The 13,558-nt window shown below is 69.3% G+C and carries 14 protein-coding genes and 1 tRNA gene; 9 read left to right on the forward strand and 6 right to left on the reverse strand.

What is annotated here, in order from left to right; genetic code table 11:
* Nucleotides 1-191 precede the first annotated feature (191 nt).
* Nucleotides 192-267: transfer RNA gene (locus GGD82_RS20070), tRNA-Thr, on the reverse strand.
* Between the two features lie 361 nt (nt 268-628).
* Between GGD82_RS20070 and GGD82_RS20075 the strand changes: the two genes are divergently transcribed.
* The 7 genes from GGD82_RS20075 (at nt 629) to gmk (ending at nt 7,722) form a co-directional block, all read left to right on the forward strand.
* Nucleotides 629-964, forward strand: coding sequence for a hypothetical protein (locus GGD82_RS20075; protein ID WP_150064178.1), 336 nt, complete (start codon nt 629-631; stop codon nt 962-964).
* 60 nt (nt 965-1,024) lie between these two features.
* Nucleotides 1,025-1,825 (forward strand): DUF4198 domain-containing protein, encoded by an 801-nt coding sequence (locus GGD82_RS20080; protein ID WP_150064179.1) that lies wholly within the window; start codon nt 1,025-1,027, stop codon nt 1,823-1,825.
* 274 nt (nt 1,826-2,099) lie between these two features.
* Nucleotides 2,100-4,604, forward strand: coding sequence for a ferrous iron transport protein B (gene feoB, locus GGD82_RS20085; protein ID WP_221240836.1), 2,505 nt, complete (start codon nt 2,100-2,102; stop codon nt 4,602-4,604).
* Nucleotides 4,601-4,885, forward strand: coding sequence for a FeoB-associated Cys-rich membrane protein (locus tag GGD82_RS20090; protein WP_150064181.1), 285 nt, complete (start codon nt 4,601-4,603; stop codon nt 4,883-4,885). Before feoB ends, GGD82_RS20090 begins: the two co-directional genes overlap by 4 nt.
* A 281-nt stretch (nt 4,886-5,166) precedes the next feature.
* A complete protein-coding gene (locus tag GGD82_RS20095) occupies nt 5,167-5,718 on the forward strand; it encodes a hypothetical protein (protein WP_150064182.1) in 552 nt (183 codons plus the stop codon).
* A gap of 385 nt (nt 5,719-6,103) precedes the next feature.
* Nucleotides 6,104-7,039 carry a YicC/YloC family endoribonuclease gene (locus GGD82_RS20100; protein ID WP_170284495.1) on the forward strand — a complete coding sequence of 312 codons (936 nt, stop codon included), beginning with the start codon at nt 6,104-6,106 and terminating at the stop codon, nt 7,037-7,039.
* Nucleotides 7,040-7,044: 5 nt separating this feature from the next.
* On the forward strand, nt 7,045-7,722 hold the full coding sequence (gene gmk, locus GGD82_RS20105) for a guanylate kinase (RefSeq protein ID WP_150064183.1): 678 nt from the start codon (nt 7,045-7,047) through the stop codon (nt 7,720-7,722).
* 16 nt (nt 7,723-7,738) lie between these two features.
* Here gmk and GGD82_RS20110 read toward each other — a convergent pair whose 3' ends face one another.
* Genes GGD82_RS20110 through GGD82_RS20130 form a run of 5 tightly spaced genes read right to left on the reverse strand, consistent with a single transcriptional unit; the run spans nt 7,739 to nt 10,449 of the window.
* Nucleotides 7,739-8,458: a ZIP family metal transporter gene (locus GGD82_RS20110; protein WP_150064184.1), complete on the reverse strand. Its 720-nt coding sequence runs from the start codon at nt 8,456-8,458 to the stop codon at nt 7,739-7,741.
* Nucleotides 8,459-8,505: 47 nt separating this feature from the next.
* Complete coding sequence (locus GGD82_RS20115) at nt 8,506-8,811, reverse strand: hypothetical protein (protein WP_184013334.1); 306 nt, start codon at nt 8,809-8,811, stop codon at nt 8,506-8,508.
* Nucleotides 8,812-8,864: 53 nt separating this feature from the next.
* Nucleotides 8,865-9,188 carry a DMT family transporter gene (locus GGD82_RS20120; RefSeq protein ID WP_150064186.1) on the reverse strand — a complete coding sequence of 108 codons (324 nt, stop codon included), beginning with the start codon at nt 9,186-9,188 and terminating at the stop codon, nt 8,865-8,867.
* Nucleotides 9,189-9,195: 7 nt separating this feature from the next.
* Nucleotides 9,196-9,972 carry a tRNA pseudouridine(38-40) synthase TruA gene (gene truA / locus GGD82_RS20125; protein ID WP_150064187.1) on the reverse strand — a complete coding sequence of 259 codons (777 nt, stop codon included), beginning with the start codon at nt 9,970-9,972 and terminating at the stop codon, nt 9,196-9,198.
* A 54-nt stretch (nt 9,973-10,026) separates the two neighbouring features.
* Nucleotides 10,027-10,449: a DUF8265 family protein gene (locus GGD82_RS20130; protein WP_150064188.1), complete on the reverse strand. Its 423-nt coding sequence runs from the start codon at nt 10,447-10,449 to the stop codon at nt 10,027-10,029.
* A 325-nt stretch (nt 10,450-10,774) separates the two neighbouring features.
* Between GGD82_RS20130 and GGD82_RS20135 the strand changes: the two genes are divergently transcribed.
* Together GGD82_RS20135 and GGD82_RS20140 are read left to right on the forward strand one after the other, a co-directional pair.
* Nucleotides 10,775-12,727 (forward strand): flagellar hook-length control protein FliK, encoded by a 1,953-nt coding sequence (locus GGD82_RS20135; protein ID WP_150064189.1) that lies wholly within the window; start codon nt 10,775-10,777, stop codon nt 12,725-12,727.
* Between the two features lie 18 nt (nt 12,728-12,745).
* Entirely contained in the window at nt 12,746-13,468 is a 723-nt protein-coding gene (locus GGD82_RS20140; protein ID WP_150064190.1) for a flagellar hook assembly protein FlgD, read from the forward strand.
* The last annotated feature ends 90 nt before the right edge of the window (nt 13,469-13,558 follow it).

The raw sequence follows: 13,558 nt of genomic DNA on the forward strand, positions 1-13,558 counted from the left end.
CGCCCGCCAGCGGCCGCTAAATCATGCCGCCCCGGACGCCTGTCCGGTGTGCCAAACCGGTGCAGATTTGTGCCAAATCCGCCGCCGCGCTACAGCAGCTCCCGCACAAACACCGTTACCCAGGCGTTACCCAGAGGGGTTTAGGGCATGAAAAAGGGGTTGCGAAACGTCTCGCAACCCCTTGATTTCATTGGTGCCCCCGGCAGGACTTGAACCCGCAACCCCCTGATTACAAATCAGGTGCTCTACCAGTTGAGCTACAAGGGCCTAATGGCCAGCCTGCGCGCGCGGCCCGACAGACGGGCCGGCACCGCCAGCGACATCGGTAGATATATCGTCCGAACCCGCATCTGACCAGAGGCTCGCGACATCGGACGCGGGCGACGTCTCGGCGACCAACGGCGCCGGCCGCGCGAAACGCCCCCTCTGCGCTCAAATCCGCCCCGCGCCACGGACCGCCCAAGGCCTTTACGCCTGGAGCGGAGCCACAGTCCGCTACCCCTACGCATTATGAGGATTTTTGTTGCGAGTCGTTCTTAGTTTTAATACGGTACCTCCGGAACCCAAGATAGGGACGCGGCCAAACCCGCGTTCCTTGATCGCACCACCGTTCATCCCGGAGACGTTCATGATCCGCGCCCTGACCCGTACCACCGCCCTGGCCGCCACCCTCGCCGCCCCCTTGGCCCTCGCGCCGGTCGGCGCCGCCTGGGCGCACACGCCCCTGTTCTCCTGCTATGACAACGGCGATGGCACCGTGCTGTGCGAAGCTGGGTTCTCCGATGGCTCCTCGGCCTCGGGCGTGGCCGTCCGCGTGCTCGGCGCCGACGGCGGCGTCGTTCAGGAGAGCACCATGGACGCCAACAGCGAGTTCACGTTCGACAAGCCCGACGGCGACTACAGCGTGATGTTCGACGCCGGCGAAGGCCACCAGATCACCGTGCCCGCCGCCGACATCTACTGATCCTCCAGACCGGTTCATTCAGACCTATCGATCACTCAGCCCTGTCGAGGAGTCCGCCCGATGCTTCGCACCGCTTTGACCGCCGCCGCCCTTTTCGTGGCGGCCACGCCCGCCCTGGCGCATTTCCAGCTTGCCTACACGCCGGAGGTCAACCTCTCCACCCCTGGCGATGTGCCCATGAAGTTCTTCTTCTGGCACCCGATGGAGAACGGCCACGCCATGGACATGGGCATGCCCGAGTCCCTGACCGTCACCTTCAAGGGCGACGTGACCGACCTGACCGACACCCTGGCGCCGATCACGTTCCACGCCGCCCACAACGAGGCCCAGGGCTACGAGGCCGCCATCCCGGTCAAGCGCAACGGCGACTACATTGTCGCGTTCACGCCGGCCCCGTACTATGAGGAGAGTGAGGACATCTATATCCAGCAGATCACGAAAACCATCCTCAACAAGGGTGGCATTCCGACGGGCTGGAACGAGCCGACCGGCCTGCCGACCGAGATCGTGCCGCTCAACAAGCCGACCAACGTGATCGCCGGCTCGACGTTCTCCGGGGTTCTCCTGTCCGACGGCGAACCGGTCGCCGGCGCGGAGATCGAAATCGAATACATGGCCGCAGCGCCGGACATGGAGACCAACAGCCCGACCGCCCCCACGGTCGGTCCGATGCCGGGCGGGGCCGTGGTCGCCATCACGGACGCCAACGGCGCCTTTACCTTCGGCATTCCCCGGGCCGGGTTCTGGGGGTTTGCCGCCCTGGGCTCCGGCCCCGTGACCGAGCACGAGGGCAAAGAGCTGAGCCAGGACGCCGTGCTCTGGATCCGGGCGTACGATATGGAGTCGGCCGCGACCCAGTAAGGTCCGCGGCGCACGCACCCCGGGGCCGCACCGCCGAAAGGCGGCCGGCCCCACTCCGGAGAACCCGGGGTCGGATCGCCGAAAGGCGGCCGGCCCCGCAACAGAGACCCCTGGACCGGACCGCCGGAGGGCGGCCGGTCCTTGCGCGGAGACGGGCCCCGGCGTCTCCGCTTCGCAGCCCTCCGCGTTCATCAGAGGCCCTTCGTCGATGTCCGATCCGTGCCCCCCTTCCTTCCCCTCTGACCGTTCGGTTCAGGCTCCCCGCAGCATTCGGGTGGCCCTGGCCGGACAACCCAATTGCGGTAAGTCGACGCTGTTCAACGCGCTGACGGGGGTTCACCAGCACATCGCCAACTACCCGGGCGTAACCGTCGACAAGAAAAGCGGCCACTATCGCGACGGCGATCTGGCGGTGGAGTTGGTCGACCTGCCCGGGACCTACAGCCTGACGTCGTTCTCGCTGGAGGAGCGGGTCGCGCGGGCGTTCCTGAACGACGAACGGCCGGACGTCATCGTCAATGTCATCGATGCCACGACCCTGCGGCGCGGGCTGTATCTGACGTTTCAGCTTCTGGAGATGGGCTTTCCGGTCGTCGTCGCGCTGACCATGACCGACGTGGCCCACAGCCGGGGCCTGACCCTGGACCTGGACATTCTGGCGACGCGGCTGAACGCGCCCGTCATTCCCGTGGTCGGGCACAAGGGGACCGGCCGGGAGGACCTGCGGGCCGCCATCCGCGCGGTCGCCGAACGCACCGAGCCGGTCACGCCCGCGTCGCTCAACTACGGCGACATGGAAGACGAGGTTGCCGCCCTTCAGGCCCGCATCGCCGACCTGCCGGCGGTCACCGATAAGGTCTCGGCGCGCTGGATGGCGGTTCGCCTTCTGGAGGCCGATTCCGAGGCGGAGCGCATCCTGCGCCGGATGGTGTCCAACGCCCACGGGCTGCTCGACCAGGCCCATCAGGCGGCGGAGGCGTTCGAGGCCCGCAAGGGCCGGTCGGTGGGCGATCACATCGCGGCCTGCCGCGACGACCTCGCCGGCGACATCGTGGCGACCGGCACCAGCCGGGCGGACACCGGACGGATGCCGCTGACGGAGCGCATCGACCGGGTGCTGCTGAACCGGTGGCTGGCGCCGGCCTTCCTGGTGCTGACCGTCTGGATCATCTACGAGCTGTCGATCGTGCAGGGCTATGAATTGACCAAGGTCACGTGGCCCCTGCTGGCGGGCTTCCGCAGTCTAGCCGGCGATGTGCTGCCGGCCGCCGGTTTCCTGCACGACCCCATGGTGCGCTCGCTCGGCCTGTGGATGGTGGATTCCGCCAACGCCCTGCTGAACTACGTGCCGATCTTCCTGATTCTGTTCGCGCTGATCGCCATCCTGGAGGACAGCGGGTACATGGCGCGGATCGCCTTCATCCTGGACCGGATCCTGCACCGCTTCGGACTGCACGGCCAATCGACGCTGCCCTACATCCTGGCCGGCGTGTTCGCCGGCGGCTGCGCGGTGCCGGGCGTGATGGCGACCAAGGGCATCCCGGACCAGCGGGCGCGGATGGCGACCATCCTGACCGTGCCGTTCATGAACTGCTTGGCCAAGGTGCCGCTCTATACCCTGCTCATCACGATCTACTTTCCGGACACCAAGGGCCTGATCCTGTTCTATCTGTCCACGATCACGGTCATTTTCGCCCTGCTGATCGCCAAGCTGCTGTCCGTCAGCGTGCTGCGCCACATGGAGACGGCGCCCTTCGTGATGGAGCTGCCGCACTACCATCTTCCGACCGTCACCGGCGTGCTGCGACGGTCCGTCGACCGGACGTGGCTGTACATCAAGAAGGTGGGCACGGTGGTCGTGGCCATCGCCACCATCGTCTACGTGCTGCTTCAATTCCCGGGCCTGTCGCCCGAACGCCAGGCCGCCTATCACACCCGGGCGGAGGCGGCGATCACCGACTTTCGGACCGCCCTGGAGGGCAACCCGCTCGCCGCCGCCGTCCCTGACCAGGACAGCCTGACGCAGTTGGTGAACCTGTACACCGACTACCGCAGCGACCGCATGATGGTCGGCAGCCGCGAGGCTGCCGAGGCGCTGGACACCCGTATCACGGAGAATCACCCCGATCTCGCGCCGTTCGTGGTCCGTAGCCGCGACCCGAACGCCCGCGAAGCCCAGAAGGCGCTGCGCACCCTGGCCACCGAGCGCAAGGAACTGCGCCGGGAGATGAAGGACGAGCGCATCGTCAACAGCGTGCTCGGCCAGTTCGGGCGCGCCCTGGAGCCCGTGACCCAATACGCGAACTTCGACTGGAAGATCAACGTGGCCCTGTTCAGCAGCTTCGCGGCCCGGGAAAGCAGCGTCGCGACCCTGGGCGTGCTGTTCGACCAGCCCGAGGGCGAGAACCAGACCCTTGAGGAACGCATGGGCAGCCAGCAGAAGGCCGCCGGGTACACCGCCCTGACGGCAGTGGCGCTGATGCTGTTCTTCGCGCTGTATCCGCCCTGCCTCGCCACCACGATCATGATCCGGGTGCAGACGCAGTCCTACGCCTGGATGGCCTTTTCCATCGTCTTCCCCACGACACTGGCGCTGACGATGGCGAGCCTGACGTACAGCATCGGAGCGGCGCTCGGTCTGACGGGCCTGGAGATGATGACGGCGATCTACCTGAGCGCGCTCGGCCTGCTGCTGCTGGTCGGGTTTTTCCGCGCGCCGTTCGGGCGGACTCTGCCGCGCCCCGCCTATGCCACCGGTACGGAAGGACGTGCGGAATGACCTCCGACTCTCTGATGATCCCGACCGCCGCCGAGGCGTCCACCACGGAGGGCGCGGGCGGAACCGGCACGGCGACCGCCACCCCGATCGACCTGGAACACGAGGCCGGATTCGGGCTGCTGGACGCCGCCGCCGTGATCGTCGTCGTGGCGCTCGCGGCCGCCTATCTCTGGCGAACCATGTTCGGGCGCCGCCGCAAGGGATGCGCCAGCTGCGGGTCGTCCTCGGGCTGCGCTGTCGCCAACACACCGACGGACTGCCGCTGCGATCCGCCACGATGAGGGCCCGGTATCGCGAGTGATGGCGGCGGCGTTGGGCTCGACGGGGGCCTCATCGGGGCCCCCGTAACCCTCGGAGACGGTAGGCTCAAAAAACGCAGGGCTTCCCGACTCTTTAATTGCAAGTCATTATCATTTGCAGTATAGTTCTTGGGCACATGGAGGTGCCGACCTGCGTTCTCCCGGCACCTCCCGTCGCGATACCTGCCCCCCTACGGCGACCGGGCCGAGCGCCCTCGGACCCGGTCGCCGGATTTTTCCTCCCGCCACCCTGGAGGCCCGCCATGACTCGCACCGTTGTCCCGTTTCCCACCCGACCGGCGGAACCGGGCGCGCCGGGGCTTGCCCTATTGGACGCCGCCCGCACATGGCGTCGCGCCCCCGGATGCGACTCCCCCTTTCCTCCCTCGACCGTGCGCCGCCTGGGGGCAAGCGGGTTGCTCGGCGCGCTGTCGGGGCTCGATACCCTGATGGCCGTCTTGACGGTCCACAGCGACGATCCCATCGCCCTCGGGCAGCCCGGGGATGACCCCACCGGGCCGGATTCCCGGCTGCTCGGTGCCCTGCTCGATCAGGCGGTGTGTGAGGGCCGCGTGGATGACCGCCTGCTGGAGCGGCTGTCCGAGCGGGTCGCGCCCGCCGCCCGCCCCTTGCTGCGGAAGGCGCTTGACACCCTGATCCGCGCGGCGTGGCCGCGCGTTCTGCGCTGCGCCCTGCCGGGCGTCTGGCACGGCGCCGACCCGGTCGCCTCCTGGGACTCCGATTCGGACGCGGACTCCATGGACAACGCGATGATCGCGCCTCTGGCGACCGCCTACCACCTTGCCGCGGAATAGGCGTCCGACCTTTCCAAAGGACTCATCGGCACGTCAGGGGCACGGCGGCCGCGCCTGGGTCGGGCGTCTGGCGGACAGGACACCGCCCTGCCCCGCCTTGCCCCCTCCGGCCCAGTGCAGCGGCCGCCCCGTCGCACGCGCCGCTCGTTCCGCGCGGCGCGAGACGCTGATCCCATGGCCCGCGCCAGCGGCGCCCTCCGTCCGCCGCGCCCTCTAACGGCGCGGTTGGCGCCACGCGCCGGCCACCCCCCTGATCGTCCTCCTACGACAGCCCCCACATGATCGCGTTCTCGAGGGACCCCAAGCCCGGTTGCCGCGCGGGGGGTCGGGGCCTTATAACGCCCCGTACCCATCGTCGACCGCCCGCCGCCACGGAGTCCTATTTGTGACCATCGCCAGCATGACCGGCTTCGCCCGGGCGCAAGGCCAGATCGACGGCCCCCAGGGCGGCAGCTGGGCCTGGGAAGCGCGCAGCGTGAACGGACGCGGCCTGGATCTGCGCGTGCGCCTGCCCCAAGGCTTCGACACCCTCGACGGCCCGGCCCGCGCCGCCATCGCGCAGCGCTTCAAGCGCGGCAACGTGACCCTGTCGCTCAATTACGAGGCCGCGCGCGACACCAGCGCGCCGGTCATCAATCAGACCCTGCTGGAGACCCTGGCGACAGCGGCCCAGGATGTGGCCCGGCGCTTCCCCGATCTCGCCCCGGCGCGGATCGACGGCCTGCTGGCTGTGCGCGGGGTTCTGGAAACCGCCGACGGTGCCGCCGACGGCGCAGACACTGTCGAGGCCCGCGCCGCGCGGGATCAGGCCCTGCTGGTCGGCCTCGATCAGGCGCTGGATGCCCTGGCGGCGGCGCGGCAGGAGGAAGGCGGACGCCTCGCCCCGGTTCTGGCGGGGATCCTCGACCATATCGACGCCTTGCGCACCAAAGCCTCGGGCTTGGCTTCGAACCAACCCGAAGCGATCCGCGACCGCCTGCGCGCCCAGATCGCGCCGGTGCTGGAGGTCCTGAGCGGTCAGCCCTCCGGCACCGTTCCGGCGCAGGCGGAAGACCGCCTGTACCAGGAGGCCGCCATCCTGGCGTCGAAGGCCGACATCCGCGAGGAACTGGACCGGCTGGCCGCGCACGTCCAGGCAGCCCGCGACCTTCTGGCGCTGGAGGGGCCGGTGGGCCGCCGCCTCGACTTCCTGTGCCAGGAGTTCAACCGCGAGGCCAACACCCTGTGTTCCAAGGCCGCCGAGACCGCCATGACCGCTCTCGGCCTGGACCTGAAGGCCGCCATCGACCAGCTCCGCGAGCAGGTCCAGAACATCGAGTGACCGGCATGCCCGACACGTCCGCAAGCCTTCCCCTCAACGTCGACCACACCGGGCGGCCGATCCGGCGGCGCGGTCTGATGCTGGTCCTCTCCTCGCCGTCCGGGGCGGGCAAATCCACCATCAGCCGCGCCCTGCTGGCCGAGGATCCGGACATCAGCCTTTCGGTCTCCGTCACGACCCGGTCGCCGCGCCCCGGGGAGCGGGACGGCACCGACTACTACTTCATCTCGGACGAGCACTACCACGCCATGGTCGACCAGGACGACCTGTTGGAGCACGCGCGGGTCTTCGACCATTACTATGGCACACCCCGCCGACAGGTCGAGGACGCGCTCACCGCCGGACGCGACATGCTGTTCGACATCGACTGGCAGGGCACGCAGCAGCTCGCCGACAGCCTGCCGCGCGATCTGGTGCGGGTGTTCATCCTGCCACCTTCGACGGCCGAGTTGGAGCGCCGCCTGCGCACCCGGGCGCAGGATCCGGAGGAGGTCGTGGCCCGCCGCATGGCCAAGGCGTCGGATGAAATGAGCCATTGGGCGGAGTACGACTATGTCGTCGTCAACACCGAGATCGATGCCGCCATCGCCCGCGTGCGCGCCATCCTGACCGCCGAACGCCTGCGCCGCGAGCGCCAGCCCGGTCTGGCCGCCTTCGTCAACGCGATGCGCGAAGAAGCCTGACAGCGGCCCGTCGCTCCTACCGCATCACCATCTCACCCAGGACCCCGATCAGAACGCCCGCGACGGCACCGAGCGGCGGTCCCCAGCCCCGACGCAGATGCGCCTGCGGCGCGATATCCTGGAACGTCAGATACAGGATGCCGCCGGCCGCCATCAGCATGACACCGCCGAGCAGCGCCGGATGATCGCCCAGGCCCAGCGTCCCCCCAAGCGCCGCCAGCGGTCCCAGCACGGTGCAGCCCGCCAGCAGCCCGAACGCCGGCCCGAACCGGAGACCGTGGCGTCCCACCGTCATCTCCCGCAGCGCGTTAAACCCCTCCGGCAGGTTCTGCAGCCCGATCAGCAGCGCCAGCAGGTACGCCGCCGGATCGCCGGTCGCCAGCATCGCTCCCAGCGCGATGGCCTCGGGCACGTAATCCAGCAGCATGGCGAGAAGCTGGGAGACCTTCGCCCCGCTCTCCGATAGGGCCTTGTCCACCCACAGGAACAGAACGCCCCCGCCGCCCATGCACAAGGCGACGGGCAGCGGCGACAGCGCCTCGGTGCCCTTGGGGATCAGCACCAGCGCCACGGCGGCGATCAGAATCCCGCCCACCAACGCCGTGACCGTATGGCGCACCTCGCGGTCGAGCCAGCCCGGCAGCAGCCCCTCCACCCGGGCCAACGCCCCGCCCAGCAGGATGGGAAGGCCCGCCAGCGCGGCCAGAAGAACGGCGGTCAGCGTAGAATCGCGCATGGGCACCGCGCTCCGGGTTGGGCGGTCACACCGGCGAACGCGGCGGCCTAGTCGTCCCGCCCGTGAATGGTCTTCAGCAGCACCAGCATCAGCACGATGGCGATGACGTTGAGCGCGATGATGAACGCAACCCCGAGCATCAGGATCGACGTGCCCCGGCTGGCCGTAACGATCAACTCGCCGTAGTTCCACACGCCGGTCAGGATCAGCCCGATGCCCAGGAAGAACAGCACGGTCACGATGGTCAGGGTCGAAACGGGACCGCGCCGGCCCTCACGGTCGGACGCCTCGGCCCCGTCCTGGGTGTCTCCGCCGATCTCGGCGTTGTCGCTGCGATCCTCGCGCATATCCATCGCCCGCTTGGCTCCACCGGTCGGACCGGGTTCGCCGGCCGTACCGTCGTGTGTCAGTGAGGCGAGCCGCTCAGGTTCAGTCCCACCACCCCGATCAGGATCAAGAGGATCGACACCGCGCGCATCCAGGTCAAGGCCTCGCCGAACCACGTCATGCCCACGATCACGATCAGGGCCGTGCCCAAGCCCGACCAGATCGCATAGGCCACCGACACATCCCACTTCTTCAGCGCCAGCGTCAGAAGCGCGAGGCTGGCGCTGTAACAGGCGAAGACCCCCAGCGAGGGCCACAGTCGGGTAAAGCCTTCGGACAGCTTCATCGACGTGGTGCCGATGACTTCCAGGACGATCGCACCCGTCAGGGTCAGCCAGTGCATGCGCGGGTCACTCCTCGCCGTCGGGGGCAGTGTTCGGGACGGACTCGGGATAGCGCGCCGCCAGAAAATACAGCCCGTCCGGCGGCGCGGTCGGGCCGGCGGCAGAGCGTTGACACGCCGCCAGGGCGGCGGCCACATCGCGCGCGGTCCACTTGCCCCGCCCCACCAGGGCCAGCGTGCCCACCATGTTGCGGACCTGGTGGTGCAGGAAGGACCGCGCCCGCGCGGTGACATGAAGTTCGTCGCCCCGGCGGGCCACGTCCAGGGCGTCCAGGGTCTTCACCGGACTGTCGGCCTGACATTCACTGGCGCGGAAGCTGCTGAAATCATGGTGCCCGACCAGCGTTTGCGCGGCGGCGTGCATGGCCTCGGCGTCCAGGGGGCGGGCATGCCACCACACCCGGCCGCGCTCCAGCGCCGGCTGCGCCCGGCGGACGAGAATACGGTACAGGTACGACCGCTCCAGGCAGGAAAAGCGGGCGTGGAAGTCCTCGGTCACGGCCTCGGCCGCCAGCACGGCCACCGGCGCCGGCCGGGCCAGCGCGTTGAGGGCGTCGGCCACCTTGCCCGCCGGGTACGCGCGCGGCAGGTCCACATGCGCGACCATGCCCAGCGCATGCACGCCGGAATCGGTGCGGCCGGCGGCGTGCAGGCGGACCGGCTGACCGCACAGGCGCTCGGCCGCCTCTTCCAGCGTCTGCTGGACGGACGGGCCGTTGTCCTGGCGTTGCCAGCCCACGAACGGGCTGCCATCGAACTCGATCAGAAGCTTGTAACGGGGCATGGAACGGGATCGGGAACACGGATCGGAGGAGACGATCCCCGCCCGCGCAACGACCTATTGCGGGGGCGGGCCGTCTTCCGGGGGCGGGTCTGCGGCGACGTAGACCTTGCAGTTCGAATAGCCGTCGTTGAAGAAGTGATAGGTCATATCGGCTTCGGCCTGCCCGGTCGGGTCGATCAGGTTGTATCCGCGTTTGGCGACGCCTGTATAGCCCCGCCCCCGATTGTCCACCCCGTAATACCCGATATACAGGCCCACGTGTTTCTTTTGATTGAAACGCCCCTGGCGGCACAAGCGGCTGAGCTCGGGGCTCGGATCGCCCACCTGCCAGAACGGCGCGGTGCTGTGCCCATGTTGAAAAGTCTTGCCGGTCTCGGCGGCGGTCGCGGGCAAGAGGGCCGGTCCCGCCACCAGCAGGGCCAGCGCCAGCACCCCGCACAGGTGGGGCGCAGCCTTTCGATCCCAAGACTGTCTCACGCGGGCGTTCCTTCCTCTGGTCACCATCGCCGCAAGCCTACACCCGACCGCCCCACCAAGACGTTAATGCCGCCCCTGGCCGCCGCCTTCGGCACGCGGGCGGCAGGATTTGCCGGTCGGCGCCTGCAGACTCTGCCCGCACGACGCCGATGCCGCAACAGGTGGCGGCTCCGGTTCGCTCGAAAGGCGGCGGAATGCGCCAGCGCCCGAGTTGGCCCGGCCGTTGCATACCCCGGTGTCGGAGCCATGCGTCCGGTGGGGCCTGTCGAAGCCCCGGGGCCACGTCTCACGAAACGACGACTTTTTGCGCGACAGGACGGCGATCATGGACGTCTCATCGGTTCTGCCCAACCCGCCCCCCCGCACCGGATCGAACACCGGATCCGGCGGCTCGGACACGGCCTCCGCCAGCGCGTCCGGCGCGTTGTTCGACGCCTATTTGCGGCAGCGCACCAGCGGCGCGGGCGGCCCGTTCTCCATGACGACCACGAACCTGACCGACACCCTGTTCGCCCCACCGGCCGACTCCGAGCCGGTGCGCGAGCGCGAGCCGGCCCCCTCGCGTGACAAACACGACGACGCCGTAGACCGGTCGAAAGACCGCGACGATCGCGACCACGCCCCTCGCAAGGCCGACGCCACGGAGGACGCCGACGGGACCCGCAACGAGGATGCGGCGTCGGAAGACAATGCGGCCTCATCGGAGAGCGGCACCGCCGGGGCATCCTCAACCGGAACGGCCACGCCGCAGACCCCCACCCCGAACCCCGATGCCCTGACAGCCTCGGCCAACGCGCAGGGCGCGGCCGAGCGCGTTGGCGCACAGGGCGCGGCATCCGCGCCCGGCGAGACGGCCGCCACCACACCGACCTCCGCATCCGCCGGCGCATCCACCACCGCCGCGACCACCGGGGGCACCACCGCCACGGCAAGCGATCCCGCCGGCACCGCCGCGACGGAGACCGGCCCGGCCACCACGGCCGCCGCCCGCGCCGCCGCCGCCAACGCGGCCGCCGCGACCCAGGAGGGCCCCACCACCCAGACCGGCAAAACGGCGACCGATCCGACCCATGCCACGCGCACCGCGACCGCCGGCACCAACGCCGCCGCGCGCGCGCAGGCCGACGCCCTGGCCAGCCAGATCAAACCCGAGCAGCCGGTGAAGGTGTCCGTCACCGTCACCGGCGGCGACCGGGCTCAAACCGGGGCCGGCACCACGGGCGCCACCGCCAGCGGTGCCGGGACCGGACAGAACACGCCGACCACGACCGCCCGCGACGGCGCCGACACCACGGGCGCCGCCGCCCTGCGGCATCAAGCCCTCGACGGGATGCGGCAGAGCCAGGGGGACGGCTTCGTCAGCAACGCGGCCGGCAAGCCGGGCGCAACGCCCAGCCTCGCCGAACAGAACACGGCCGCCGCCGAGGCGCGCGCGGACCGGATCGCACCGGCCCAGGGCACGCAGGCCCCCACCGATGCCGAGGCCGATACGAACGCGGCCCGGGCGGCCGCCGCCACTGCCGCCGCCGCAACCGCCCCACGCGCGACCGGCCCGGCGGGCAGCGAGCGGGGCGCGCCCTCCGCCACCACCACCGCCCGCGCCAACGCGGTGGAAAGCGCCAGAGACGGCGGCGTCCGCGCCGCGCAGGCCAGCGCACAAACGGGCACGCGGGGCGCCGGAGGGAGCGCGTCGGGCTCGACCGGGTCCGCCGGCACAGGCTCCGGTGACAGCGGCGGCGGCGCGGCCTCCGGCGGCGGCTTCGCCGACCAGCTTGGCCGCACCACGCAGACGGCGGCCACGCCCGAGCGGGCGCAACCGGATCCGCAAACCCGCAAGGTCGTGGAGCAGATCCGCGTCAACATCAGCAAGGCGGTCAACCGGGGCATGGACCGCGTGCGTGTCCAGCTCAATCCCGAGAATCTGGGCCGCGTCGAGGTCAAGCTGGACTTCGGCAAGGACGGCCGGGTCAGCGCCCATGTCACCGTCGACAAGGCCGACACGCTGGACATGCTACAACGCGACGCGCGCGGCCTGGAACGCGCGTTGCAGGACGCCGGCCTCAAAATGGACGGCGGCGGCGTTCAGTTCAGCCTGCGCGGCGATGGCGGCGCGGCAGGAACCGCGCGGGACGGCGGCGGACGCGGCAGCGCGCGGCCGTCCGGGTCCGACAGCGCCGGGAGCGAAAGCACCGACGACGTGGACGCCGCGGCGTCCGACCTGGACGCCGTCCGCTCGCAGGCCGCCCGCCAGCGCGGCGGCGTGAACGTGAAGGTCTGAGGCAAAAGGAACGTCCCCATGGTGGATACCATCACCTCCGCGAACGTCATCGGCGACACGATCACGGACAGCAACGGTGCCCGGAACAAGCTCGCCAACGACATGGACACGTTCATGAACCTGCTGGTGGCGCAGCTCAAGAACCAGGATCCCCTGTCGCCCATGGATTCGACCGAGTTCACCAACCAGCTCGTTCAATTCGCGCAGGTCGAACAGACGATCACGACGAACGAAAACCTGGAAGCGATGCTGGTATCCTCGGTGCGGAACCAGCAGTCCTTCGCGACCAACTACCTGAATTCCTACGTCGAGGTTGAGACCGACAAGGTCATGCTCCAGGACGGGCAGGCCGTGTTCACCTACGGCCTGAGCGACGATGTCAAAACCGTCGTGGTCAACGTGAAGGATCTGGACGGCCACATCGTCCGCACGTTCACCGGTGATCGCACCGCCGGCCTCCACAAAATCTCGTGGGACGGCACCGACGACGACGGCGCCAAGGTGGACGACGGCGTGTACCTGCTGGAGGTCGCAGCAACGGAACGCGACGACGCCACGGACGAGTTGGAAACCTGGACGACCTCGCTGGGTCAGGTGACCGGCGTCGCCACGCAGGACGCCTCGACCTACCTCGCCATCGGCGACCTGTCCGTCGATCTGAACCACGTGCTCGGCGTCTTCGACCACCTGCCGACGGACGACATCACGGGCGGCGACGACATCACGGGCGGCACGGGCTGAGCAACCGGAAACATTGGTAACGTTTTGGACCGATGACATAGGTAACACTTTTTGCCTCTGATCACCGCCTGGACCCGGGTCTGGATCGCG

Origin of the sequence: Roseospira marina (assembly GCF_014197855.1) — a bacterium.
Classification (GTDB): domain Bacteria; phylum Pseudomonadota; class Alphaproteobacteria; order Rhodospirillales; family Rhodospirillaceae; genus Rhodospira; species Rhodospira marina.